Source organism: Pseudomonas sp. RIT-PI-AD (assembly GCF_025642785.1).
Lineage (GTDB): Bacteria > Pseudomonadota > Gammaproteobacteria > Pseudomonadales > Pseudomonadaceae > Pseudomonas_T.
Window position 1 is genome coordinate 1 of the sequence record NZ_JANZKU010000016.1, and the last position, 25061, is coordinate 25061.

The following is a 25061-nucleotide window of genomic DNA, read 5'->3' on the forward strand; positions in this document are numbered from 1 at the left end:
CTTCCACTTTCTTCGAAATAGTCGAATGGCGTCTTTTGGCATGGCGCTCCAAGGCAGTAGCCAGGGGAGGAAACCGAACCAGCAGGAGCGCCGTCGCGATGGCGGTGTAGAGCGTCCATTCGCCCAGGTCGGAACGGACGATCCACAGCATATGCAGCAACGCGAGCCCAACGGCGGGATAGATGAGGCGATGAAGCCGCTTCCAACGCTTGCCCAAGCGGCGGATGCTGAAGCGATTCGAGGTCAACGCCAGACAGAAAAGACAGGACCAAGCCAGGGCGCCGACGATGATATAAGGACGCTCGCTCAGGTCCTTCAACAGTTGACCGGTATCCAGCGCCAGCAAAAAGAACGCATAGCCCGCCACATGCAGGAAGGCATAGGCAAAGCTCCAGAGCCCCAGTTGCCGACGCAGCGCTATCCAACCTCCCCATCCACTGAGCGCTCGCAACGGCGTCATCGCCAGCGTGATCAACAGGAAAATCAGCGCCGTCACACCCAGGCGATCGACCAAGGTCTTGCCCGGATCGGCACCCAGACCATCGCCCAAGCCCTGATACACCCAAATCGCCAGGGGCAGGCAGGCGCCCAGAAACACCAGCACTCGCAATGCGCGGTACCGCATCAATAGTTCGCCTTCAAATCCATGCCGCCGTAGAGGCTGGCGACCTCGTCGTAGCCGTTGAACAAGCGTGTCGGAATCACATTGGGTCGGAACAGGCTTCCCGGTAGCCGGCGTTCCTTGGCCTGGCTCCAGCGAGGATGATCCACCTGCGGGTTGACGTTGGCATAGAAACCGTACTCATCCGGCGCGATGCCTTCCCATGTCGTCTTGGGCCGCTCGCGAGTCAGACTGATCCGCACGATGGACTTGATGCTCTTGAAGCCGTACTTCCAAGGCAGCACCAACCTCAACGGGGCCCCATTCTGGTTCGGTAGAACCCGTCCATACATGCCAACCGCCAGGAAGGCCAGCGGATGGGCCGCTTCGTCCAACCGCAGTCCTTCTACATAAGGCCAGTTCACCAAGGTGAACCCGGAACGTACCCCGGGCATCTGCTCGGGGGCGACCCGGGTCTCGAAACGCACGTAACGCGCCTGAGCGCTGGGCTCTACCTGCTTAAGCAACTCCGCAAGGGGAAACCCCAACCATGGGATCACCATCGACCAGCCCTCCACGCAGCGTAATCGGTAGATGCGCTCTTCGAGCCCATGGGGTTTCATCAGATCTTCGAGGGAATAGGTACCCGGCTTGCCCACCTCGCCATCCACGACCACTTGCCAGGGCTCGGTCTGCAAGGCTCCCGCGTTGCTCGCGGGGTCGCCCTTGTCGGTCCCGAACTCATAGAAGTTGTTGTAATGGGTGGCGTCCCGGTAGGGCGTCGTCGCCTCATCGCCCGCGGTGATAGCCTGCCACTGGGCAGAGGGAAGCTTTTCCGTGAACCATTGCGGCGCCTTTGCCGGATCGACGCCCTCATAGCGGCTGATCTCGGCCGCCGTGACGGGCAACGCCAGCCCAGCCGCCAACGCACCGCTAACGGCCATGAAGGCACGACGGGACAGGTACAGGGATTCGGGGGTAACGTCGGATTCGTGGGAACGTGAAGCGGCGGGAATCTTGATCAGCATGGCGGGCTCCGCACTGGACACCGGGGATGGCCAGTAGACTGCGGAGCCCGGCAGAAATTACATCACTCGACCTGCTTGCGCCGACGCAATTGCAACAAATACTGCACCGGCCCGGACGCCGCATAGGCGAGGAAGATCAGCAGCAGGATGCGCGGCGGGTCGCTGAAGATCACCGCGAACGCCAGGACCACGATCAGGATCGCGACGAAGGGCACCCGGCCTTTCATGTCCAGGTCCTTGAAGCTGTAGTACTTGATGTTGCTGACCATCAGCGTACCGGCACCAGCGACCAGCAGCGCGACGAGGAACGACATGTTCGATCCCTTGATGCCGAAGTCGCTGAAGGCCCACACCGTACCCGCCACCACACCGGCCGCGGCCGGGCTGGCGAGGCCGATGAAGTACCGCTTGTCGACCTTGCCGATCTGCGTATTGAAGCGCGCGAGCCGCAACGCGGCGCCTGCGACATAGATGAAGGCCACGGCCAGGCCCACGCTGCTCAGACTGACCAGCGCCCACTCGAACGCCAGTAGAGCCGGGGCGACGCCGAAGGCCACCATGTCGGACAGGGAATCGTATTCCGCCCCGAAGGCGCTCTGTGTGTTGGTCAGGCGCGCGACGCGACCGTCCAGGCTATCCAGCACCATGGCGACGAAAATGGTCGCGGCGGCCACGGAGAAGTTGCCGCTCATGGCGTTGATGATGGAATAGAAGCCAGCGAACAGGTTGGCGGTGGTGAAGAGATTGGGCAACAGATAGATGCCGCGATGGCGGACCTTGCGACCTTCGTCGTCATGTCCTTCCTCGACATGCTCGTCGATCGGCAACAGGCTTTCGGCATCGGCCGCCTGGTTGGACTCCTCGGGACGTTCGTTCATGAACAATACCTTGCAACGGGTTTGGTTAGGGTTACGACAGGCATCACCGGCTCGGGTTCGAGCTCTGATGCCCTGGCTTTATACCAGATGCCCTTTCCGGAAATGAAAAAACGCGGCCGGGGCCGCGTTTTCTCAGGTGACCGCCGGACTCAGTTCTTGCTCTTGTCGACGATCTTGTTGGCGGAGATCCACGGCATCATCGCGCGCAGTTTTTCGCCGACCTGCTCGATCGGGTGAGCCGCGTTGTTACGACGATAGGCCGTCATCGACGGGTAGTTGCCCGCCCCTTCGCCGATGAACATCTTCGCGTACTCGCCGTTCTGGATGCGCTTGAGGGCATTGCGCATGGCTTGGCGGGACTCGGCGTTGATGACTTCCGGGCCGGTCACGTACTCGCCGTACTCGGCATTGTTGGAGATCGAGTAGTTCATGTTGGCGATGCCGCCTTCATACATGAGGTCGACGATCAGCTTCAGTTCGTGCAGGCATTCGAAATAGGCCATTTCCGGCGCATAACCGGCTTCGACCAGGGTTTCGAAGCCGGCCTTGACCAGCTCGACGCAACCGCCGCAAAGCACCGCCTGCTCGCCGAACAGGTCGGTCTCGGTCTCGTCCTTGAAGGTGGTCTCGATGATGCCGGTACGGCCGCCGCCGACGCCGGAGGCGTAGGACAGGGCGACGTTCTTGGCATTGCCGGAGGCGTCTTGGTAGATCGCGATCAGGTCGGGAATGCCGCCGCCCTTGACGAACTCGGAGCGCACGGTATGACCCGGAGCCTTCGGCGCGATCATGATCACGTCGAGGTCGGCGCGGGGCACCACCTGGTTGTAGTGGATGGCGAAACCGTGGGCGAAGGCCAGGGTGGCGCCTTTCTTCAGGTTCGGCTCGATTTCGTTCTTGTACAGGTGCGACTGGAATTCGTCGGGGGTGAGGATCATCACCAGATCGGCGGCCGCGACGGCGGCGGGCACGTCGGTCACTTTCAAGCCATGGGCCTCGGCCTTGGCGACGGTGGCGGAGCCCGGACGCAGACCGACGGTCACGTCGACACCGGAGTCCTTCAAGTTGCACGCATGGGCGTGGCCTTGGGAGCCGTAGCCGATGATGGCGACTTTCTTACCCTGGATGATCGAGAGGTCGCAGTCTTTGTCGTAGAAAACTTTCATGGATATCCCCTATTTTCTTGGCCTGAGCCGGCCATTCGCTAATGCGTTCAAATGCTGAGTACTTTGTCGCCCCGGGCGATGCCGGTGACGCCGCTGCGTACGGTTTCCAGGATAGAGGCGGTGCCGACGGCCTGGATGAAACTGTCCAGCTTGTCGCTGGTACCGGCCAACTGGATGGTGTAGACGCTGCTGGTCACGTCGACGATCTGCCCGCGGAAGATGTCGGTGGTGCGTTTGACCTCGGCACGTTGGGCGCCGGTGGCCTTGACCTTCACCAGCATCAGCTCGCGCTCGATGTGCGCGCTTTCCGACAGGTCGACCAGCTTGACCACCTCGATCAGCTTGTTGAGGTTCTTGGTGATCTGCTCGATCACTTCGTCCTGGCCGGCGGTGGTCAGGGTCAGGCGCGACAGGGACGGGTCCTCGGTCGGCGCGACGGTCAGGCTTTCGATGTTGTAGTTGCGCTGGGAGAACAACCCGACCACGCGCGAAAGCGCGCCCGGTTCGTTTTCGAGCAACAGGGAAATGATATGGCGCATGTCAGGTCCGCTCCGTCTTGCTCAGCCACATGTCGCGCATGGCGCCGTCTCTGATCTGCATCGGATAGACGTGCTCGCTGTCGTCCACCTTGATGTCGAGGAACACCAGGCGATCCTTGAGGGCAAAGGCTTCCTCCAGCTTCGGCTTGAGGTCCTTGAGCTCGGTGATGCGCATGCCGACGTGGCCGTAGGCCTCGGCCAGCTTGACGAAGTCCGGCAGCGATTCCATGTAGGAGTGCGAGTAGCGGCTGCTGTACTGCATGTCCTGCCACTGCCGCACCATGCCCAAGGCGCCGTTGTTGAGGTTGACGATCTTCACCGGCAGGTCGTACTGCAGGCAGGTGGACAGTTCCTGGATGTTCATCTGGATGCTGCCTTCACCGGTCACGCAGGCGACTTCGGCTTCGGGGAAGCTGAGCTTGACGCCCATCGCCGCCGGGAAACCGAACCCCATGGTGCCGAGCCCGCCGGAGTTGATCCAGCGATTGGGCTTGTTGAAGCGGTAGTACTGCGCCGCGAACATCTGATGCTGACCCACGTCGGAGGTCACGTAGGCGTCGCCCCGGGTGACTTCCCAGAGCGTCTCGATCACCGTCTGCGGCTTGATGATGCTGCCGTCGCCCTTGTCGTAGGGGAAGGTGCCGCGGCTCTCGCGCCATTCCTCGATCTGCTTCCACCAAGTGGCGACGTTCTCCGGATTGGGCTTCTCGCCCATGTCCTTGAGGATCGCGACCATCTCGGTGAGCACGCTGTCCACCGGACCGACGATCGGGATGTCCGCCTTGATGGTCTTGGAGATCGAGGCGGGATCGATGTCGATATGGATGATCTTGGCGTGGGGGCAGAACTTGCTCGCCCCGTTGATCACCCGGTCGTCGAAGCGCGCGCCGACCGCCAGGATCACGTCCGCGTGATGCATCGCCAGGTTGGCGGTGTAGCTACCGTGCATGCCGAGCATGCCGAGGAACTGGCGATCGCCACCGGGATAGCCGCCGAGGCCCATCAGGGTGTTGGTCACCGGTAGCTCGAGCATCTGCGCCAGCTCGGTGAGCGGCGCCGAGGCATTGCCCATGATCACGCCGCCACCCGAATAAAGGATGGGCCGTTGGGCCGCCAGGAGCATTTCCGCCGCCTTGCGGATCTGCCCGGAGTGCCCGCGTACCGCCGGACTGTAGGAGCGCAGCTTGACCTTCTTCGGATAGGCGTATTCGAACTTCTGGCTCGGATCGCCCATGTCCTTGGGAATGTCCACCACGACCGGGCCCGGGCGGCCGGACTGGGCCAGGTAGAAGGCTTTCTTGATCACTTCGGGGATTTCCGAAGGATGCTTGATGATGAAACTGTGTTTCACGATGGGCCGGGAGATGCCGACCATGTCGGTTTCCTGGAAGGCATCGGTGCCGACCATGTTGCTCGGCACCTGGCCGGACAACACCACCATCGGGATCGAATCCATGTAGGCGGTGGCGATGCCGGTGATGGCATTGGTCGCACCGGGGCCGGAGGTCACCAGGACCACGCCGGGCTTACCGGTGGCGCGCGCGTAACCGTCGGCCATGTGGGTAGCGGCCTGTTCATGACGCACCAGGATGTGGGTGACGTCGTTTTCCTTGAACAAGGCATCGTAGATATGCAGGAGGGCACCGCCCGGGTACCCGTAGATGTACTTAACGCCCTCGTCACGCAATGAGCGGACGACCATCTCAGCGCCGGATAAAAGCTCCACGTTGTTCACCTCTAAAACGCCGGAACACCGTCCAAGGCTGGACGGATGTCGAAGTAGGTTACTGCCGAGCAGAGAGCATGAGCGACGTGTGGTCGCCGACTACGTCAGCTACTGACTGAGCAAGTATTGGGAACACCCCAAGTGTTGCGGGGCTTCCCACCCAGCGCGAGGTAACGCGGTACGGGTAAAAGCAGGTCGGCGCGGGTGTGCACCTCATGGTCTGCTGAGAGAAGCCGGCTTGCGGCCAGCCCACTACAGCGAGCCTTGGATTGTTCGGAATAGACAACGGCAAGTCAAGTCATCCGTTTGCATTCTTCACTGCGCGGCTGTGACGCGGCGCAGGATGACGCGGCGTCGGTTTTGGTTATAGTAACGGGCAGTTCCGCAGCAACTCACAAAGGAAACAGCATGCGTCGCATGATTCTAACGAGCAGCCTGCTACTCGCCTTGAGCGGCACCGCGATGGCCGCGCAGGTATACAAGTGGGTGGATGCTCAGGGCATCACTCATTTCGGCGCGCAACCGCCGGAGGGCCAGGAGACCAAGGCGATCAGCACCACCGTCGCGCCGCCTCCGAAAGGCACTTCGCCCGCGAAGCCGGCCATTACCGCCCCGACCACGGGTCAGCCCGACGCCGAACAGGAGGCGATCAACGAAAAGGTCAAGCAGGAAGTGGCCGTTCAGGAAGCCAAACGCAAGAAGTTCTGCGAGGACTCGCGTACGAACGTCGCCCAGCTACAGAACAACCCGCGAGTGCGTGAGAAGGTCGACGGCGAGTTGCGCCGCCTGACCGAAGAAGAGCGCCAGTCACGCATTGTCGAACTGCAGAAAAGCATCGGCGAGAACTGCCTCTAAGGGGACCGTCGCCTGGCGCGGCGTCAGTCCGCGCCGCCGATCAACCGATCGAAGACACCCAACGCCGTCAGCAGCCCCCGCGCCTGCGTGGCGCGCTCCCGATACGCCACTTCCGCCATCGGCCGGATGCCCGAAGCCCTGGGCAGCTCGGCGCCCTCTTCGAGGATGAGCTTCATCCGCGGCAGGAAGATCCACTGCAACCATTCCTCGAACGCCAGCGTATCCACGCAGAACGGTGCCTGACTGGAAAGCGCTTCCTGGCTCGGCGAACGCTCCGACCACCATCCTTGCATGCGCAGCTCGCGCTCGATGGAAAGGAGTTGGTCGGCCACGGCCGGGAAGCGCTCGTCCATCATCACAGGGTCACGCGGGCCTTTTCACGCGCCTGCGCCGCGCCGGCGGCGTCGCCACGGCGTTCCCGCGCCTGGGCGATCAGTCCCCACAGGCTGGCCTGCAGGGCGGGGCGACCGTTGGCGTAGGTCAGACCGCGCTGGGCGAATTGCTCGGCCTGCTCGGCATCGCCCTGGGCCAGGCGGACCTCGGCCAACCGATAGAGCACCTGCGGCTCCCGCGGAGCGATCCGTTGCGCGCGTTCCAGGCTGGAGGAGGCGCCGTTCAGATCACCGCCGCCCTGCTGCTGTTGCGCGGTGGTCAGGAGAGCCAGGACCGGCCCATCCAATTGCTCGTCCGCCGCCAGTGCGCCGCCGCCATTGGCGGGTATGCCGCTGGGGGAGGCCGGAGCCGGCGCGCTGTAGCTGCCGGACGACATCGGGCTGGTGACCGGTCCTGGCGTGATCGGCGCGCTGCTGATGGGCGCACTGGCCGCGGCGGGATAGGCCTGGATGGGCGCGGACGAAGCGCCGGCTCCACCAGGCACCATGACCACCACGCCGGAATCGTCGTTTTGCGGGACGCTGGCCGCCGCGCGGGGCGCCGCGACGGGGGCCGGCGCACGGTAACCGCCGCTGTTGGCGAGCGGCTCTTCGTTGGAAAGAGGCGCCCCGGAGTCCACCACCGGAATAGCGCCGCGCTGCGGAGTCGAACAACCGGCGAGCATCACCGATGCCGCCAGAACAGATAGCCACCACTTGTTCACGTAAGACCCTCTTCGCTCAGTTCATCCACCCGCGGACCCAGTCCATCACCGAATCCGCCGGCGTATCGCCGCCACAGGCAGGGCCCGGGGCGGGTTCGCTGCCGCGAATATACGGCATCTGCACGGCGTTCGGACAACCGGCCGCCGATCCCTGGCCGGTACCCGCGTCGATCCAGGCCTGGGTGACGTTGTTCGGCAATGGCATGTCCAGTGGCAGCGGATCGGCCTTGCGCATGAAGCCGGTCCAGACCTGCAAGGCACCGGTGGCGCCGGTAAAGGGCGTCTTGCCGTTATCGTCGCGGCCCAGCCAGACCACCGCCAGGAGATCCTGGCTGAAGCCGGCGAACCAGCTGTCGCGGGAGTCGTTGCTGGTCCCGGTCTTGCCCGCCAAGGTGAGGCTGGACGGTAGCTGGCTGTAGACCGAGCGGCCCGTGCCTTCGCGCATGACTCGCTGCATGGCGTTCTGCACCAGGTAGATGGCGCCCGGGTCGAAGCGTTGCTCGATCTGGAACGGATAGCGCTTGAGCGGCTGGCCCTCGGCGGTCAACACGCTACGGATGCCCCGCAACGGCGTATTGAAGCCACCGCTGGCCAGGGTCTGGTACATGGTGGCCACTTCGATCGGGCTAAGGGCGCCGGCGCCCAGCAGCATCGAAGGGAAGGCCGGCCAATCGCGGGACACACCGAGGCGTTCCAGGGTCTTCAGCACGTTCGGCACGCCCAGTTCCAGGCCGAGCTTGGCGGTGGACAGGTTGTAGGAGTTGGCCAGCCCCTGGTAGAGGTAAATGGTGCCGTGAGCCTTGCGGTCGTAGTTCTGCGGCTTCCAGATCTGACCGTCCTGGCCCTTCACCGAGAAAGGTTCGTCGGCCAGCCAGCTGGTGAGGGTGTACTGGCTCGGCCGTTCGAGCGCGGTCAGGTATACCGCCGGCTTGATCAACGAGCCGATCGGCCGCACCGCGTCGAGCGCCCGATTGAAGCCGGCGAAACGCGGCTGGCGGCTGCCGATCAGCGCCTGCACCTCGCCGGTCTCCGGATTGCTCACCACCATGGCCGCCTCGACGTCCTCGGCCCCTTTGCGGCCACCGAGGCGCTTGAGGGTTTCGCTCAGGGCGCTTTCCGATTTCAGCTGCAGGATGGGATCGAAGCTGGTGAAAATGCGCAGGCCTTCCTCGGTGAGGTCTTCATCGCGGTAATCCTGGCGCAACTGGCGCTTGACCAGGTCGAGGAAGCCGGGGAAAGAGCTGTCGGCGAGGCTTCCGCGCTGGGTGACGCCCAGCGGCTTCTGCTTGGCCGCCGCCGCCTCGTCGGCGCTGACGACGCCCCGCTCGACCAGCACGTCCAAGACCAGGTTGCGCCGCTCCAGGGCACGCTCCCGATAACGCCGCGGGTTATAGAAGGTGGGCCCCTTGACCATGCCCACCAGCAAGGCGACCTGATGCAATTTCAACTCGGGCAGGGGCTGGCTGAAGAAATACTGGCTGGCCAGGCCGAACCCGTGCACGGCCCGCTGGCCATCCTGGCCGAGGAACACCTCGTTGAGATAGGCTTCGAGGATTTCCCGCTTGTCGTAGTGCAGCTCCAGCAGCATCGCCATCATGGCCTCGGTGGCCTTGCGGGTGATGCTGCGCTCATTGGTCAGGAAGAAGTTCTTCACCAGCTGCTGGGTCAGGGTGCTGCCGCCCTGGCGCAGTTGTCCGGCGGTGGCGTTGATCCAGAAAGCACGGGCGATGGACTTGGGCGAGACGCCGTGATGGTGGTAGAACTCGCGGTCCTCCACCGCCACCAGGGTCTCCAGCAGGTAGGGCGGCGCCTGATCCAGCTTGATCAGGATGCGATCCTCATGGTGCGCCGGATACAGGCCGCCGATCAGCAGGGGTTCCAACCGGGCCACCGCCAGGTCCGCGCCATTGCCCTTGGTCAGGCCGGCCACGTAGCTGCCGGAGAAGCGAACCCGCACCGGCTGCGCCGGTTCCGCGCCCTCGTAGAATTGAAAGCCACGGGTATGCAGGTCGACGGTGTTTCCGGATACCGCCACCGCGCCAGGACCGGTCACCGAACCCTCGCGCCGATAACCCAGGGCGTCGAGTTCGACGAGGAAATCCTCCTTGCTCAACTTCAGGCCGCTGAACAACTCCAGCGGGCGCGCATACACCTTCGCCGGGATGGTCCAGCGCCGGCCGGAAAATTTTTCCTGGACCACGGCGTCCAGGTAAACGGCGAAACCCGCCAGGACGACCAACCCCACCAAGGCGAGTTTCAACCCCCAGGCGAGCCAGGGTCGTGTGCGGGAAGAGGAACGTTTGGAAGGGGTGCGGGAAGATCGGGAGCGAGTCATGGCGCGGCATTATACGCACTTTGCCAGTGCTCGACAGGCGGCCCTGGAGCAGTTTGCAGTGTCGCGCCCAGCGGCCATAATGCGGGCTTCAACTCAGCCCAGACGCAAGGATTGACTGTGAGCCAAGCCCTGATCGCCGCCCTGCAGAACCCCACCCTGTATCCGCATCCGGTGGAGCAGTTCCAGGTCATCGAGACCCATATTTCCTGGGTGCTGCTCACCGGCCCCTACGCATACAAGATCAAGAAACCGGTGAACTTCGGCTTCCTCGACTTCACCGATCTCGAGGCCCGGCGACACTTCTGCGAAGAGGAGCTGCGCCTGAACCAGCGTCTCACCCACGGGCTCTACCTGGAAGTCCTGCCGGTCGCCGGCAACGAACAGGCGCCCCGGCTGGACGGGGACGGCCCGGTCATCGAGTACGTCCTGAAGATGCGCCAGTTCCCGCAGAGCCAATTGCTCGCCGAGGTACAGGCGCGCGGGGAACTGACCCCGGAGCATATCGACGCCCTGGCCAAACGCATCGCCGAATTCCATCGGGAAACCCCGCGGGTAGCGGACGATCACCCGCTCTGCACGCCGGAGTCGATCATCGCCCCCCTGCGCCAGAACTTCGAGCAGATCCGCCCGCTGCTCTCGGAAAAGGCCGACCTGCTTCAGTTGGACGCCCTGGAAGCCTGGGCCGAAAGCAGTTTCGAACGCCTGCGCCCGCTGCTCGCCCAGCGCGCCAGCGAAGGTCGGATTCGCGAATGCCACGGCGACATCCACCTGGGTAACGCGACGCTCATCGACGGCGAAGTGGTGCTGTTCGACTGCATCGAGTTCAACGAGCCTTTCCGCTTCATCGACATCGCGCTGGATACCGCCTTCCTGATCATGGACCTGGAGGACCGCAACCTAAAACCCCTGGCGCGGCGCTTCCTCAACGCCTGGCTGGAACACACCGGCGACTACGCGGCGCTGGAACTGCTCAACCTGTACAAGGCTCATCGCGCGCTGGTGCGCGCCAAGGTGAACCTGTTCCGCCTCGGCCAGGAGCAAGACGCGGTGAACCGCGCGGTGATCCTGCGCCAGTACCGTGCTTATGCGGCCCTCGCCGAAAGCTACAGCGCCATTCCGTCCTGCTTCCTGGCGATCACCCACGGGGTGTCCTCGGTCGGTAAAAGCCATGTGGCGCTGCGCCTGGTGGAGGCGCTGGGCGCCGTTCGCCTGCGCTCCGACGTGGAACGCAAGCGCCTGTTCGGGGCGCAACCCGAGCAGGCCGGGGACGACCTGAATGCCGGCATCTACAGCGAGGAAGCCAGCGAGGCCACCTACGACCGCCTCCACGAGCTGGCTCGCCGCGCGCTGCGCGCCGGATTCCCGGTGGTGATCGACGCCACTTACCTGAAGCACGCCCAACGCCGCGCGGCGCGCAAGATCGCCGAGGCCACCGGCACGCCTTTCCTGGTGCTCGACTGCCAGGCGCCGGAAGCGGTCGTCGTCGGCTGGCTGGCCCAGCGCCAGGCGCGGGGCGACGACCCTTCGGACGCCACCCTGGAAGTGATCAAGGCGCAGGAGGCCAACCGCGACGCGCTCGACGAATACGAGCAGGCCCACAGCAAGCGCATCGACACCCATCAGCCGGCCAGCCTCGATAGCCTGGTCGAGCGCATTCGCCAGTCCCTTCCGGGTTTCTGATCGGGACGCCACGCGCGCGCAGACCGCGCCGTGGCCGGGCAGACTGTCCGGCGGCTTCTATACTCCGGTAAAAAACCTGCCGGATATGCGCCATGACACAGCCCCATCAGCTCGACGATCCGCTGTATACCCTGCTGCGCAACGAAGATGTCACCGGCTTCAATGCGCAGCGGCCTAGAGATCGGGAAGTCGACTTCAGCGAAGGCGATTTCCGCGGGCTCGACCTCCGGCGCCTCGACGCCGCGCAGGTGAATTTCAGTGGTGCCTACTTTCGCGGCGCCGATCTCCGCGGACTCGACCTGCGCCAAGCCAATCTGGAAGGTGCCAGCATCGCCCATGCGCAGATTTCCGGGGCCTACTTTCCGGTCGACCTGAGCGCCGACGAGATTCTCATGTCGGTCAATTTCGGCACCCGCCTGCGCTATCGGTCGCGTCCGTGAGGTCGAGCATCCGGCATCCGGAATGCACCCAGACAGCCCCCCTCCGCCTGGCGAACCCACCGCCAGCAGCGGCCTGCCCAACGAAAGAGTCCGTGGAAGGTCATTCACCGGACAAGGCGAAAGCCGCGGCCGGGACGTTGAAACGCACAAGCCTCGAGCCGGGAAAGCCCGTCCCTCCCCCAGGAGTGGACCCGCAAGAGGGTCCCTCGGCCCTCCCGGGATTGGATGCTGCGCTAACGCCAAGGCCTGGCTTCCCGGCTCGAAGCGTCCTTTGCGACCTCCAGTCGACACCCCTGTTCGGCACCCATCGCAAGGAGGCTCGATGAACGACGAACTGCAGCATTTGAAAAACCTCGGCAAGACCTCGGCCCAATGGTTGCACGCCGTCGGCATCCATACCGGCGCCGACCTGCGACGCGTCGGCGCGGTGGCAGCCTACCGGGCAGTACGCGCCCGTGGATTTCGTGCGTCAAAGGTGCTGCTATATGCCATCGAAGGCGCCCTGCTCGACGTACACTGGAATCAGTTGTCCGCTGCCCATAAAGCCGAGTTGAATGACCGGCTGGCGGCAAATCCTCCCGGCAACAAGAGCTAGCTCACAACCCGGGCGTCCGAAGATTTACGTCAGGCCACGCTCAACCTATTGTTTCAGGGACGTTCGTGCGTTTTCGTCAGACCAGCCAGTTCAAGGATATTCAGTCATGTACTTACTCGGGGAGCAACCGGCCTACGCCGATCAGCTGATCAATCGCTTGCAGGGCATCCCCAGCCAGTTGCTCGAAGGCCTTGAGCCGAGCGGCCCAGCGGTGAATCTGGAGCGCGTCGACGACTTGGCTCGGGTGCTGCCCGGCAATCAGTTGTTCCTGATCGACAACGGTTTGCTGCACGCCCTGGTGGACGAACGCCCGCTGTTCTACCTCCAGGAAGGCGATCTGGTCGGCTTGCGCCAAGGCATCGAATTGCCCAGTTGCCGCTATAGCAGCGACGAACCCCTGACCCTGACGCCCTACCTGCGTACCGAAGTGTTCAAGCACATCTACGCCAGCGAACAGCGCCAGGAACTGTTCATCCAGTACCTCATCGGCCATACCGCCCTGCTCTCCGATGCCCTGGCGCGCCTCAAGCAGCCCGAGATCCGCCCCGCCACCGGCTTCCAGCACTTCGCCGCGGGCGAAGAGCTGATCCACCAGGGCGACGAAGCCGATCACGTGTTCATCATCATCGAGGGGCATGCCGAGGCCTATGTCGGCGGGCAGAAAGTCGGTGACGTGCAAAAGGACGAGATTTTCGGCGCCATGGCGGTATTCACCCACGAGAAGCGCAGCGCCACGGTGATCGCCAGCGAGCCCTGCACGGTGATGGTGATTCCCAAGGAGCAGTTCCTCAGCCTGATGCAAAGCAACCCGCGCATCGCCCACAGCCTGATCGAGAGCATGGCGCGGCGCATCGACCTGTTGAACAAGGAAGTGACGCAACTGCGCATGCCCGACGCGGAAGACCACTGAGCGCTCGTTCCAAGCGCCTGGCGAACGTGCGAGTGAATGCGAATGCGGGGCAATTGAAAATACTTCGCAAGAAGTCTTGACACTGGAATGAGAATTGTTATTATTACCGCAACTGGTCGCGAGATCAGCCGATAAAATGAAGGCTCAAGCAGTTGGACTTCAGATTATCTCCTCATCAGGCTAATCACGGTTATTGACCCGGCTTTTTGCCGGGTCTTTTTTTGCCTGAAAATCAACCCCGGCGTCTCATCGATCACCGCCCGGAGGCGGTGTGTTTCCATCCCTCAGCGTTTCAGTTCGGCACAGTGGTCGCGCTCGGGCACCGCGGCGGTGTACCACACGTAATCGGCCGCGCCAGCCGGAACCTCCTTGCCCACCTCTGACAGGATCAGCACCTGCTCTCCCTGACCCGGCTGCAAGTCGGCCAGGTGCAGCGGAACGCCCAGGTCGCGACGCACATGGAAGGCGCCCGCGAACAACAGCGCGGGCGCCGCGGCGGCCGCCACGCGCTGCGCCATGCGTCGGTCGCGCTGCTGCTGCACGGCGAGCATCGCCGGCAGTTGCGAATCCGGCAACAGCCCGCAATGGGATTCGCGTATCTGTTCCAGCAGGGCCTTGCGCACCTTCGGCGCCGTCGAGGCCTTGCCGGTGAGCGTCGGCCGCGCGGTGTAGATGTCCATGATCTCGGCGCGATCCAGGTTGGCGGCCAGCAACGGGTAGGGTCGTTCCAAGGCATGGCGTACCAAGGGCCCGTAGAGGGCCCAGTCCCAGCCCTTCTGCCAGGCCAGCGCTGCAGCGAGGTCGGCCGGAGGATGGCCCTCGGCATAGGCCGCCCGGGCGGTTTCGACCCGCGCCTGCTGGTCGGGGTTGAGCATTTCCAGCAGCAGGCTGCCCTGTGGCCGGCGCGCCTCCAGCGCCTGCAGCAGCCATACCTGCAAAGCGTGGTGATCGGGGTTGTCGTGCTGCTCGCCGACCAATACCCGCGGGGCGCGGGCAAGGCGATCGAGCAACTGCACGGGACTCAGGGTCTCGCCGCTGCGCAGGTCGCGGATCAACCCCAGGTCGGGGTGCTTGCGCCCTTGCGGGCTCTGCCAATCGGGCAATGGCGGTGCAGCGGCACAGGCGGCCAGCAACAGGCAGCAGCCCAGGAAAAATGAACGCATGGAAACTCCTCGTTAGGCGCGGGCGCCTGTGATCTCAACGGGCGACGATCAGCGGATGGCCGCGCTCCGGATGGTGCTGCACCAGCACCTCGAGGCCAAAGACCGCTTGCAGCGGCTCGACCCTGAGCACCTGCTCGGGACTGCCGAGCGCATGGGGACGGCCGGCATCGAGCAGCAGCAGACGATCGCAGTAACGGGCCGCCAGGTTCAGGTCATGGAGGATCACCAGGACCGCGGCGCCCTCGCCGGCGAAATCCCGGGCGGCCTGTAAAGTCGTGTGCTGATGCAGGGGGTCGAGCATTGAGGTGGGTTCGTCGAGCAGCAGTATCTGTCCCTCGGCGCCCGGCCACAGCTGCGCCAGCACACGCGCCAGATGCACGCGCTGGCGCTCGCCCCCGGACAATGCCAGGTAGCTGCGCCCGCGCAGGTGCCAGGCGTCCGCCGCGCGCAAGGCCTCCTCGACGATCTGGGCGTCGCGCTGACGCCCGCTGGCATGGGGCAGACGGCCCATGCCGACCACCTCCTCCACGCGAAACGCGAACCCCAGGGTGGAGGTCTGCGGCAACACCGCCAAGCGCCGGGCCCGCTCCGGGCCTGGCCAGTCGCCGAGCGGTCGCTCGTCCAGGCTGACCCGTCCGGCCGTGGCGGGCAGTTCGCCGCACAGCGCGGCGAGCAGCGTGCTCTTGCCGGCGCCGTTCGGCCCGAGCACGCCGAGCATTTCGCCGGGCCGCAGTTCCAAGTCAATGTCCGCCAGGACCGGGGTGGCGCCCCGGCAGACCCCAAGGCGTTCGGCTCGCAGCATCAGACACGTCCCCGCAACAACAGATAAAGGAAGAAGGGTGCGCCGAGCAGGGCCGTGACGATGCCGATGGGCAATTCCGCCGGTGCCAGCAACAGCCGCGCCAGCAGATCCGCCAGGAGCAGCAGACTGGCGCCGGCGAGCATCGAGGCCGGCAACAGGACCCGGTGGTCGGGCCCGACCAGCAGGCGCATCAGATGCGGCACCACCAGGCCGATGAAACCGATCATGCCGGCCGCCGCGACGGCGGCGCCGACCCCCAGCGCGGTGCAGAACACCAGTTCGCGCTTGACCCGCTCCACCTCGAAACCCAGGTGCCGTGCCTCCGATTCGCCCAGCAACAAGGCGTTCAGCGCGGCGGCGCGGCGCGGCAACCAGCCGGCGACCGCGACGGTCACCAGCAACAGCGGCCACAGCCGCGCATAGCTGGCGCCATTGAGGCTGCCGAGGTTCCAGAACGTCAGGGTGCGCAAGGTGGCGTCGTCCGCCAGGTAGGTGAACAGCCCGATGGCCGCGCCGGCCAGGGCGGTCAATGCGATCCCGGCGAGCAGCATGGTCGCCACGCTGGTCTGGCCGTCCCGGCGCCCCAGTCGATAGACCAGCCAGGTCACGCCGAGGCCGCCGCCGAAGGCGCTGAAGGACAGCAGGTAAGGCGCCACGGCGTCGGGCCAACCGCCCACCAGCGACCCGCCGACGATGGCCATCGCCGCACCGAGCGCCGCGCCACTGGAGACGCCGACCAAGCCGGGATCGGCCAACGGGTTGCGGAACAACCCCTGCATGGCGACTCCCGAAAGCGCCAGGACCGCGCCCACCGCCAGGCCCAGCAGGGTACGCGGCAGGCGAATCTGGCCGAGGATCAGCTCGGCGCGCTGCAATCCCTCGCCCGCCAGCGGCAAGCCCAGTGCGCGCCCGGCGGCCCGCAGGGTCTCGCCCAGGGGCAGGCTAACCGGTCCCAGTGCCAGGGAGAACCAGATGGCCAGCAGGAGCACCCCGCCCAGGACGATGAACAGGCAACGGGGCTGAATCGTGGCCTTCATGGGAGCGGCCGAGCGCCGCTCGCCGGTTTCGGATAGAACCCCGCCGACAGCGCGGCCAGAGCGTCCGGCAGGCGCGGCCCGAGGCCGCCCACCAACAGGGTCGGATCGAGCGGCAGGAAGCGGCCCTCCCGCGCCGCCCGGGTGGCGGCCAGGGCAGGATTCTGCTTGAGCAGCGCCTGCCGCGCGGCGTCGCCTTGCAGGGCGCGGTCGGTGAAGATCACCACCTCGGGGTCGAGGGCCGCGAGGGCCTCGCTGGAAATCGCCTTGTAGCCCTGGTGCTCGCTGACGTTGCGACCGCCGGCGCGCTCGATCAGCCACTCCGCCGAGGTGTCCTTGCCGGCGGCCATCGGTCGATCGCCGGCGTGCCCGAGCAACAGCAGCACGCGGGGTGTCGGGCGTTCGGCCTGGGCGTGTGCCACCCATTGCGCCTGGCGTTGCAGGCGCTGCCGGTAGTCGGCGAGCACCTGGGCCGCACGCGGCGCCAGGCCCAGCCACTCGCCGAGCCGGGTGAGGGTGTCGGCCAGCGCCTGTTCGTCGGCCTTGGCCGACAACCGCTCGATGCGGATACCGGCGGCTTCGAGCTGCGCGAGCACCGGCGGCGGGCCCATCTCCTCGGTGCCGACGAGAATATCCGGTCGCAAGGCGAGGATGCCTTCGGCGGACAGTTGCCGCTGGTAGCCGATGCTCGGCAATCCTTTCAAGGACTCCGGATGCTGGCTGGTGGTGTCCACGCCGACCAGTCTGTCCTCCGCCCCCAGGGCGACCACCCATTCGCTCAGGCTGCCGCCGGCGCTGACCCAGCGCTGGGGCAGCGGTTCGGCCGCGAGTGAAAGACTGAATACAAGGCTGGCACAGAGGCCGGTGAGGCAGGCGCTTAGGCGCATCGGATATCGCTCCAGGGATCCAGTGACGACGGCGCCCGGCAGAGGCCGGGCGCCAGGGTTACAAGCAAAGCAGGTTCGCCGCGGTTATGGCAACGGACGACGGCTCAGGCCAGTGCCGCGGCCTCCTCCGCCAGCGTCCGCCAGTCCTCGCGCTCGGGGATGCCGGGCTTGCGCGCGCCGAACAACTGGACGATCAGTTCGCCGTCGGCATCGAAGGCCTCCCAACTGGTGATCACCCCGTCGCTGCTGGGCTTGCGCACCCGCCACAGCTCGGCCACCGCCGGCGTCTTCAGGTGCAGGTTGAACTCCGGATCGAGCACATTGAACCAGGTATCCATCCACGCGAGGTTCTGCACCGGCCCGCTGTGGATCTGGATGCAGTGCCGATTGCCGACGAACACCATGATCGGAATCCGCCTCGCCCCTGCCGCCTCCAGCAGCCGCGGCAATTCCGCGGGGTCGAGCGCTTCGGCCCACGCCCCGCCGGCCAGGCGCAAGGCCTGGGTGCGGGTGGCGCCGTGCTTTTTCAGCAAGGCGAAGAAGTGATGCGTGTCCTTGAGAGCGGCCCAGCCCTCGCGCAGCGCCGCGACGTCGACCTGGGTATCCGCGCGCGGCGCCTCGGCCGCGGGAAGCGGGCGCAGCTCCAGACGCGCCTGCTGGTCCTCGTCGCGGAAACGCTCGACCAGCGGCTCCCAGGCGCTGTCCTCGCTTTCCTCGGTGAGGAACACCTTGTGCACGGCCGTGCCCTGGTGATCGAAGACCTGGATGCTGCGTTGCAGGCCCCGGGCGGTGGACTCGGCGATCGCGAAGACGCTGGCCCAACCGCCGAGGAACAGGCGCAGGTCGATGTCGGCGGAAACCACCAGGCCCATCTGGCCGTTGGCCATGATCGACACCTCCCGGTAATAGCCCTTGCGCTCGTGCACGCAGTGCTCGTTGCGGGTCAGAGCCATCACGTAACCCAGGTCGCCGAGGGCCGGCAGCAGGCTCGCCCATTCGGGCCGCAAACGGACCGCGTCCACACCCAGGCGGCTGGCGGTCAGTTCGGCTTCGCTCACTGCGAGATGGGCGGCGGCATCGCGGCTGCGCAGACGTGGCTGCTGGTTACGCAGGGCCTGCCAGGCCTGGTAGAGCGCGGAAGGTTCGGGGGCGGCCTGAATCTGGACGGTCATGGGATTCTCCTGGGATCAAGGGTTCGCTTTCAGGGCGAATTGAATCGGTATTTGCACGCGGCTGGGTACTTGGCGTCCCTCCTGGGTTTCCGGGCGAAAACGCCAGACGGATACCGCTTCCAGGGCAGCCACGTCGAGGCTCTCGACCCCCGACGAACGCAACAGCTTGAGCTCGCGCTGCTGCCCGAATTCGTCCAGGCGGACCTCCACCCAGACCACCCCCTGCTGATTGCGGCGGCGGGCCTGGGTCGGGTAGCGCGGTGGCGTCGGCGGTTGCAGGAATGCCGGCTCCCGGCTCACCACTTCCACTGCAGCCGGGACGGCCGGAGCGGCCGGCAAGGACGCGACCTGCCGCGGAGCGACCGGCGAGGCCGCGGGCCGGTCCGTGCCGGCCGCCGGGGCGAGTGGCTCGGCTGGCCTGGCGCGAACCTCGGAGGAACGAGCCCTGGGCTCGATCCGGGCGATCGGCGGTTTCGCCTCTACCCTACGCGGCGGCTCGACCGCTTTCGACGGCTTGGCCACAACCGGCGCAACGGGTGCGGGCGAGGCGCTTGGCGTATTCGCCGAAACCGCTGGCGACTCCAGCGGCGCCAGACTGATCCGTATTACGCTGGCCGCCGCGTTCCTGTGGGTTCCGCCGGCGACCTGCGGCGACTCGCGGAGCAACCAGCCGAAACCGGCGTGCAAGGCGAGCGACAGCAATAGGTAGAGGGTCAGGCGCAGCATCGGAGCTTCGACATCCTAAAGACGAATACATTTGATAATTATTTGCATTTATCTGTCAAGGTGACTAAGGTTTGCCGCCGATGCCAACCCCCGGCCACGCACGCGGACGTTTGAACCCCGCAGAGGGTGGGCGAAAGCCCGAGACGATCCGAAGTCCCCGCGAACAGGGCCATCAACCCCATGGGTTCGCCCGGCGGGCTCCGCGTGCGTCGGCTGGAACTCGATAACCAGGAGTATCCATGTCGCCCGTTCGTCCTCCTCACGCTCTTCGTCCCTGGCTGGCCCTGTTGCTGCTCAGCCCGTCGCTCGCACTCTCCGCGGAGAAGACCGCCACCCAGTTCGATACCGTCACGGTGACCGCCACGCGGAACGAACAGACCCTCGGCGAAGTGCCGAGCACCGTGTCGGTGCAAAGCGAACGCGACATCGACCAGAAGAACGTCAGGGACATCAAGGATTTGGTGCGTTACGAGCCGGGCGTCTCGGTGGGGGGCAGCGGCAGCCGCTTCGGGCTCTCGGGCTTCACCATCCGCGGCATCGGCGGTAACCGCGTGCTGACCCAGGTGGACGGGGTGAGCATGCCGGACGCCTTCTCCTTCGGCGGCTTCCTCAGCGCGCAGCGCGACTACGTCGACCCCGACACCCTCAAGCAGGTGGAAATCATCCGCGGGCCGGCCAGCTCGCTCTATGGCAGCGATGCCATCGGCGGCGCGGTGAGCTTCCTCACCAAGGACGCCGCGGATTACCTGGAGGACGGCGACGACTTCTACGCGCGCCTGAAGACCGGCTACGACGGCGCCGACGACAGCTGGCTGCGCAGCACCACCCTGGCCGGGCGCCAGGGCAGCGTCGACGGCCTGCTGCACCTCGGCCGGCGCACCGGCCAGGCGACCGACAGCGACGGCCATGAAGGCGGCATCGGCAGCGCGCGGGAAAAGACCAACCCGCTCGACTACACCACGGACAACCTGCTGGCCAAGGCCGGCTGGGACTACGCCGAGGGCGAGCGCCTGCAATTCACCTACGAACGCTACCAGAACGACGTCGATACCCGCGTGCTGAGCAACTACAGCCGCACCGCGACCATCCGCACCCAGGACGCCGACGACGCCGTCGACCGCGAGCGGTTCTCCCTGGCCCATACGCTGCGCCTGGACAACCCGCTGGCCGATCGCATGCAGACTCAACTGAGCTATCAGGACAGCCAGACCCGCCAGCGCACCTACGAGGATCGTGTGGTCGCGAACCAGCCGCGCTACCGCACCCGCGATTCCCACTACGAGGAAAAGCTCTGGGTCTTCAACAGCAAGCTGGACAAGGCGTTCGAGCTCGGCGAGACCCGCCACGCGCTGGTCTACGGCGTCGACCTGAAGCGCCTGAAGAACAGTGACCTGCGCGAAGGAGGCGAGACCGTGCTGGCCAGCGGGGTCCGTACGCCGGTACTGCCCACCAGCGACTTTCCCGACCCGACCACCAGCGAGTACGCGCTGTTCGTGCAGGACAGCATTGCTATCGGCCGCTGGACCCTGCTACCTGGGCTGCGCTACGACCGCTATGAGATGAAACCCCACGCCACCGGCGAGTACCTCAACAGTCAGGCCACCGATGCCAGCCCGAGCGACTTCGAGGATTCGGCGGTCTCGCCCAAGTTCGGCATCACCTATCAGGTCGACGATCACCACAGCGTTTATGGCCAATACGCCGCCGGCTTCCGCGCCCCGCAGGCGGTGGAGATCTTCGGCGAGTTCATCAACCCCGGCATGTACCGCACCCTGGCCAACACCAACCTCAAGGCGGAAACCAGCGACAGCTACGAGCTGGGCCTGCGCGGGCAGTACGACCTCGGCAGCTTCGGCGTCTCGCTGTTCTACAACCGCTACGACGACTTCATCGAGCAGGTCAGCCGCCCCTCCAGCGTGCCCGGCTATCCCTACGGCGAGTTCCAGTACGTCAACCGCGACCGCGTGACCATCCGCGGCGCCGAGGCCAAGGGCGAGTTGTTCCTCGACCACCTGGGCCTTCCCGGCGGCTGGCGCGCCATGGGCTCGCTGGCCTACGCCCGCGGCAAGGACGAAGGCACCGGTGAGCCGATCAACAGCGTCGACCCGCTCAAGGGCGTGTTCGGCGTGGGCTACAGCGAGCAGAGCGGCACTTTCGGCGGCGAGCTGAACTGGACCCTGGTGGCGGCCAAGCAGCGCGTCGACAAGAGCCAGACCACCGACCAGTTCGAGACCTCCGGCTATGGCGTGCTCGACCTCAACGGCTGGTGGCAGGTCAGCGAAGCCTTCTCGGTGAACGCCGGGCTGTTCAACCTGACCGACAAGCAATACTGGCAGTGGGCCGACGTCCAGGGCCTCGGCGAGAACACCGCCGGCCTGCAACGCTTCAGCCAACCCGGCCGCCACGCGGCGGTCAACCTGATCTGGGAAATCTGACGCCCCGTTCGGCGCAGGGACGCGCACCCCTCTTGGCAAGCCGCGGCGGAGCGGGATAATGCCCGCCTTTCGCGGAGGCGCCGATGATCCTGCTCTGCGCCCCGGATGCACTGGCCGAAGGCCAGAGCCGGGGCTTCCAACTCGGAAATATCAGGCTGCTGGCGGTGCGTAGGCACGGCCAGGCCTATGTCTATGAAAACCGTTGCCCCCACCGCCATGTGCCGCTGGAATGGCAGGCCGACGGGTTTCTCGACGACAGCGGCAGCCTGATCCGTTGTGCCACCCACGGCGCCCTGTTCCTCATCGAATCCGGCGAATGCGTCGCCGGCCCCTGTGCCGGCGACGCCCTGCATGCGCTGGCGTGTCGCGAGGACGACCAGGGCCTCTGGGTGCAGACGGACTGAACGCCATGCAGGAAACCGCGCCCCCGCGCCAGCCCTAGTCGATCAGCACGTCCAGGCGCCGCTCCAGGCGGATCGCCTCGGTCGACAGCACGACGCCATAGGCCAGGACCTCGACGCCGGCGGCCACCGCCTCGCGCAAGGCCGCGGCGTACAGCGGATCGATCTCCGCCGCCGGGCGTACCCGCTCGATATCGCTCAGGTTCACGCAATACAGTTGCACTGCGCGAACGCCCTGGCACGCCAGGGTGGCCAGCTCGCGCAGATGCTTCGCGCCGCGCTGGGTCACCGCGTCGGGGAAAGCCGCCACCGCGGTATCGGCGAACCCCAGGGTGATGCTTTTCACCTCGACGTAGGCCGGGCCCTCGGGGTAGTCGAGGCGGAAGTCGATGCGGCTGCGCTCCTGGCCGTAGGCCACTTCGCGGCGCAACCCGGTGAAGCCCGTCAGCTCGGCCAGCGTGCCGGCCCGCAGCGCCTCCTCCACCAACGGATTGGCCCGCGCGGTGTTGATGCAGGCCAGGCGGCCCTGGGGCGTCTCGCTGAGCTCCCAGGTCCCCGGCAGTTTGCGCCGCGGATCGCTGGAGCGGCTGAACCAGACGCGCCCGCCGGGGCTCATGCAGTTGAGCATCGAGCCGGTGTTCGGGCAGTGCAGGGTCAGGCGCTCCCCGGCGGGCGTCTCGATATCGGCGAGAAAGCGCTTGTAGCGCAGCAGCAGGCGGCCTTCCTCCAGGGCCGGCTCGAACCTCATCGGACCGCCGCCCAGGTCCGCAGGCCCCGGGCGATGCGCTCGACCGCCTGTTCCAGGCGCTCCAGGCTCTGGGTGTAAGCGAAGCGCACGTGACACTCGGCCCGGTGATGACCGAAATCCAGCCCCGGGGTGAAGGCCACGTGCTCGGTTTCGATGAAGTGCTGACAGAACCGATAGGCGTCGCCGCCGAACGCGGAGATATCGGCGTACAGGTAGAAGGCGCCCTCGGGCTCCACCTCGATGCGAAACCCCAGGGAACGCAGCGCCGGTAATAAATAGTCGCGGCGCTGGCCGAAGGCGTGGCGGCGCTCCTCCAGCAGCGCCAGCGTCTCGGGCTGGAAGCAGGCCAGGGCGGCATGCTGGGCCATGGACGGCGCACTGATGTAGAGGTTCTGCGCCAGCTTCTCCAGTTCCGGCACCGCCTCGGGGGGTGCCACCAGCCAGCCCAGGCGCCAGCCGGTCATGCCGAAATATTTCGAGAAACTGTTGAGCACGAAGGCCGAGTCGTCCACTTCCAGGACGCTGGCGGCCTCGCAGCCGTAGGTCAGCCCGTGATAGATCTCATCCACTACCAGATGCCCCGAGCGCGCCTTCAGGGTCGCCGACAGCGCGGCCAAGGCCTCGCGACCGAGCAGGGTCCCCGTGGGGTTGGCTGGCGAGGCGACCAGCGCGCCGACGCTATCGGCGTTCCAGTGCCGCTCCAGCAGTTCCGGGGTCAGTTGGTAGTGGGTCTCGGCGCCTACCGGCACCAGTTGCGCCGACGCCTCCACCAGGCGCAGGAAGTGGCGGTTGCACGGATAGCCCGGATCGGCCAGCAGCCAGTGCTTGCCGGGGTCCACCAGCAAGGCGCTGGCCAGCAGCAGGGCACCCGAGCCGCCGGGCGTGACGAGGATGCGCTCGGGGTCGAGAGTGATCCCATTGCGCTCGGCATAGAAGCCGGCGATGGCTTCGCGCAGCGCCGGCAATCCGCGCGCCGCGGTATAGCGGGTATGGCCGGCGGCCAGTGCGGCCTGGCCGGCGGCGATGATCGGGGCGGCGGTGGTGAAGTCCGGCTCGCCGATCTCCAGGTGGATCACATCGTGCCCGGCGGCCTGCAGTTCGTTGGCGCGGGCGAGCAGCGCCATCACGTGGAAAGGTTCGATGGCGCGGCTGCGTGCGCTGTAGGAGGTGGCCATGGCCTTCCTTATATAGAGGCAAAGAAGGGATTCTAACCAACCGCCTGCGATCGCTGCAGCAGCCACGACAACCGGGAGTGGCGCGGCCTGATTCGATCTGGTAAGTTCGCCGGCTTGCAGTCGCAGGGGGCCGACGCCGTTGGCCGGATAACCGGTCCTGCGCAGGAATTAGAAAGAGTGAGAGGCGGTCATCATGCCCACTAAAGCGAAGCAACAGAATAGCCAGCTGAACCGTGGTTACGAGCCCTACGTCGAGACCAAGGGCGAGGAATACATGAGCGATCGCATGCGCGCTCACTTCACCGACATCCTCAACAAATGGAAACAGGAGTTGATGGAAGAGGTGGACCGTACCGTGCACCACATGCAGGACGAAGCCGCCAACTTCCCCGACCCGGCCGACCGCGCCAGTCAGGAAGAAGAGTTCAGCCTCGAACTGCGCGCCCGCGACCGCGAGCGCAAGCTGATCAAGAAGATCGACGAGACGCTGCAACTGATCGAGGAAAACGAGTACGGCTGGTGCGATTCCTGCGGCGTCGAGATCGGCATCCGCCGACTGGAAGCCCGCCCCACCGCCACGCTCTGCATCGATTGCAAGACCTTGGCGGAAATCAAGGAAAAGCAACTCGGTTCCTGATCCTCGACGGGGCGCTACGGCGCCCCGTTTCA

At 65.7% G+C, this 25061-nt stretch carries 25 protein-coding genes; 8 read left to right on the plus strand and 17 right to left on the minus strand.

The genetic code is table 11. From position 1 onward, the window contains the following. The 6 genes from msrQ to OGL92_RS14575 form a co-directional block, all read right to left on the minus strand. On the minus strand, positions 1-625 hold a 625-nt coding region (gene msrQ, locus OGL92_RS14550; protein ID WP_263144611.1), incomplete at its 3' end, for a protein-methionine-sulfoxide reductase heme-binding subunit MsrQ. Continuing rightward, positions 625-1629 (minus strand): protein-methionine-sulfoxide reductase catalytic subunit MsrP, encoded by a 1005-nt coding sequence (gene msrP / locus OGL92_RS14555; RefSeq protein ID WP_263144612.1) that lies wholly within the window; start codon positions 1627-1629, stop codon positions 625-627. The genes msrQ and msrP, both read right to left, overlap by 1 nt. 62 nt (positions 1630-1691) lie before the next feature. Continuing rightward, positions 1692-2507 carry a CDP-diacylglycerol--serine O-phosphatidyltransferase gene (pssA, locus tag OGL92_RS14560; RefSeq protein ID WP_263144615.1) on the minus strand — a complete coding sequence of 272 codons (816 nt, stop codon included), beginning with the start codon at positions 2505-2507 and terminating at the stop codon, positions 1692-1694. A gap of 149 nt (positions 2508-2656) precedes the next feature. Beyond that, a complete protein-coding gene (gene ilvC, locus OGL92_RS14565) occupies positions 2657-3673 on the minus strand; it encodes a ketol-acid reductoisomerase (protein ID WP_263144617.1) in 1017 nt (338 codons plus the stop codon). A gap of 47 nt (positions 3674-3720) precedes the next feature. Further along, positions 3721-4212 (minus strand): acetolactate synthase small subunit, encoded by a 492-nt coding sequence (gene ilvN / locus OGL92_RS14570; RefSeq protein WP_263144619.1) that lies wholly within the window; start codon positions 4210-4212, stop codon positions 3721-3723. 1 nt (position 4213) lies between these two features. Beyond that, positions 4214-5938 carry an acetolactate synthase 3 large subunit gene (locus tag OGL92_RS14575; protein WP_263144621.1) on the minus strand — a complete coding sequence of 575 codons (1725 nt, stop codon included), beginning with the start codon at positions 5936-5938 and terminating at the stop codon, positions 4214-4216. Between the two features lie 408 nt (positions 5939-6346). Here OGL92_RS14575 and OGL92_RS14580 point away from each other — a divergent pair, with 408 nt between their 5' ends. Next, complete coding sequence (locus tag OGL92_RS14580) at positions 6347-6793, plus strand: DUF4124 domain-containing protein (RefSeq protein ID WP_263144623.1); 447 nt, start codon at positions 6347-6349, stop codon at positions 6791-6793. Positions 6794-6816: 23 nt separating this feature from the next. On the opposite strand, the gene OGL92_RS14585 is transcribed toward OGL92_RS14580, so the two are convergent. Genes OGL92_RS14585 through mrcB form a run of 3 tightly spaced genes read right to left on the minus strand, consistent with a single transcriptional unit; the run spans position 6817 to position 10224 of the window. Further along, positions 6817-7146 (minus strand): YqcC family protein, encoded by a 330-nt coding sequence (locus OGL92_RS14585; RefSeq protein ID WP_263144625.1) that lies wholly within the window; start codon positions 7144-7146, stop codon positions 6817-6819. A 2-nt stretch (positions 7147-7148) separates the two neighbouring features. Further along, complete coding sequence (locus OGL92_RS14590; protein WP_263144628.1) at positions 7149-7889, minus strand: bacterial transcriptional activator domain-containing protein; 741 nt, start codon at positions 7887-7889, stop codon at positions 7149-7151. Positions 7890-7905: 16 nt separating this feature from the next. Further along, the gene (gene mrcB, locus OGL92_RS14595) at positions 7906-10224 is read right to left on the minus strand and encodes a penicillin-binding protein 1B (RefSeq protein WP_263144629.1); all 2319 of its coding nucleotides are present in this window, start codon (positions 10222-10224) and stop codon (positions 7906-7908) included. A 117-nt stretch (positions 10225-10341) separates the two neighbouring features. Between mrcB and OGL92_RS14600 the strand changes: the two genes are divergently transcribed. The 4 genes from OGL92_RS14600 to OGL92_RS14615 all read left to right on the plus strand — a co-directional run bounded on the left by OGL92_RS14600 (position 10342) and on the right by OGL92_RS14615 (position 13849). After that, positions 10342-11904 carry a bifunctional aminoglycoside phosphotransferase/ATP-binding protein gene (locus tag OGL92_RS14600; protein WP_263144631.1) on the plus strand — a complete coding sequence of 521 codons (1563 nt, stop codon included), beginning with the start codon at positions 10342-10344 and terminating at the stop codon, positions 11902-11904. A 92-nt stretch (positions 11905-11996) separates the two neighbouring features. Continuing rightward, entirely contained in the window at positions 11997-12344 is a 348-nt protein-coding gene (locus OGL92_RS14605) for a pentapeptide repeat-containing protein (protein WP_263144634.1), read from the plus strand. Between the two features lie 322 nt (positions 12345-12666). After that, positions 12667-12939, plus strand: a complete 273-nt coding sequence (locus OGL92_RS14610) for a TfoX/Sxy family protein (protein WP_263144635.1) — start codon at positions 12667-12669, stop codon at positions 12937-12939. Between the two features lie 106 nt (positions 12940-13045). Next, on the plus strand, positions 13046-13849 hold the full coding sequence (locus tag OGL92_RS14615; RefSeq protein WP_263144636.1) for a cyclic nucleotide-binding domain-containing protein: 804 nt from the start codon (positions 13046-13048) through the stop codon (positions 13847-13849). A 284-nt stretch (positions 13850-14133) separates the two neighbouring features. Here OGL92_RS14615 and OGL92_RS14620 read toward each other — a convergent pair whose 3' ends face one another. The 6 genes from OGL92_RS14620 to OGL92_RS14645 form a co-directional block, all read right to left on the minus strand. Continuing rightward, on the minus strand, positions 14134-15012 hold the full coding sequence (locus OGL92_RS14620) for a ChaN family lipoprotein (RefSeq protein WP_263144637.1): 879 nt from the start codon (positions 15010-15012) through the stop codon (positions 14134-14136). Positions 15013-15046: 34 nt separating this feature from the next. Beyond that, positions 15047-15814 carry a heme ABC transporter ATP-binding protein gene (locus OGL92_RS14625; RefSeq protein WP_263144639.1) on the minus strand — a complete coding sequence of 256 codons (768 nt, stop codon included), beginning with the start codon at positions 15812-15814 and terminating at the stop codon, positions 15047-15049. Then, positions 15814-16797 (minus strand): iron ABC transporter permease, encoded by a 984-nt coding sequence (locus OGL92_RS14630; protein ID WP_263144823.1) that lies wholly within the window; start codon positions 16795-16797, stop codon positions 15814-15816. The genes OGL92_RS14625 and OGL92_RS14630 overlap by 1 nt, the downstream gene beginning before the upstream one ends. 50 nt (positions 16798-16847) lie before the next feature. Beyond that, positions 16848-17735 carry a helical backbone metal receptor gene (locus OGL92_RS14635; protein WP_263144642.1) on the minus strand — a complete coding sequence of 296 codons (888 nt, stop codon included), beginning with the start codon at positions 17733-17735 and terminating at the stop codon, positions 16848-16850. A 104-nt stretch (positions 17736-17839) separates the two neighbouring features. After that, positions 17840-18907 (minus strand): ChuX/HutX family heme-like substrate-binding protein, encoded by a 1068-nt coding sequence (locus OGL92_RS14640; RefSeq protein ID WP_263144644.1) that lies wholly within the window; start codon positions 18905-18907, stop codon positions 17840-17842. A 15-nt stretch (positions 18908-18922) separates the two neighbouring features. Next, positions 18923-19633 carry an energy transducer TonB gene (locus OGL92_RS14645; protein ID WP_263144646.1) on the minus strand — a complete coding sequence of 237 codons (711 nt, stop codon included), beginning with the start codon at positions 19631-19633 and terminating at the stop codon, positions 18923-18925. A gap of 239 nt (positions 19634-19872) precedes the next feature. Here OGL92_RS14645 and OGL92_RS14650 point away from each other — a divergent pair, with 239 nt between their 5' ends. Both OGL92_RS14650 and OGL92_RS14655 read left to right on the plus strand, forming a co-directional pair. Further along, the gene (locus OGL92_RS14650; RefSeq protein WP_263144647.1) at positions 19873-22068 is read left to right on the plus strand and encodes a TonB-dependent hemoglobin/transferrin/lactoferrin family receptor; all 2196 of its coding nucleotides are present in this window, start codon (positions 19873-19875) and stop codon (positions 22066-22068) included. 83 nt (positions 22069-22151) lie between these two features. Next, positions 22152-22472 carry a Rieske (2Fe-2S) protein gene (locus OGL92_RS14655; RefSeq protein WP_263144649.1) on the plus strand — a complete coding sequence of 107 codons (321 nt, stop codon included), beginning with the start codon at positions 22152-22154 and terminating at the stop codon, positions 22470-22472. Between the two features lie 34 nt (positions 22473-22506). Here OGL92_RS14655 and sfsA read toward each other — a convergent pair whose 3' ends face one another. Next, entirely contained in the window at positions 22507-23217 is a 711-nt protein-coding gene (gene sfsA, locus OGL92_RS14660; RefSeq protein WP_263144653.1) for a DNA/RNA nuclease SfsA, read from the minus strand. Further along, positions 23214-24392: a pyridoxal phosphate-dependent aminotransferase gene (locus OGL92_RS14665; RefSeq protein WP_263144655.1), complete on the minus strand. Its 1179-nt coding sequence runs from the start codon at positions 24390-24392 to the stop codon at positions 23214-23216. Before OGL92_RS14665 ends, sfsA begins: the two co-directional genes overlap by 4 nt. A gap of 193 nt (positions 24393-24585) precedes the next feature. Here OGL92_RS14665 and dksA point away from each other — a divergent pair, with 193 nt between their 5' ends. Further along, positions 24586-25029 (plus strand): RNA polymerase-binding protein DksA, encoded by a 444-nt coding sequence (dksA, locus tag OGL92_RS14670; protein WP_263144656.1) that lies wholly within the window; start codon positions 24586-24588, stop codon positions 25027-25029. Positions 25030-25061: the final 32 nt, after the last annotated feature.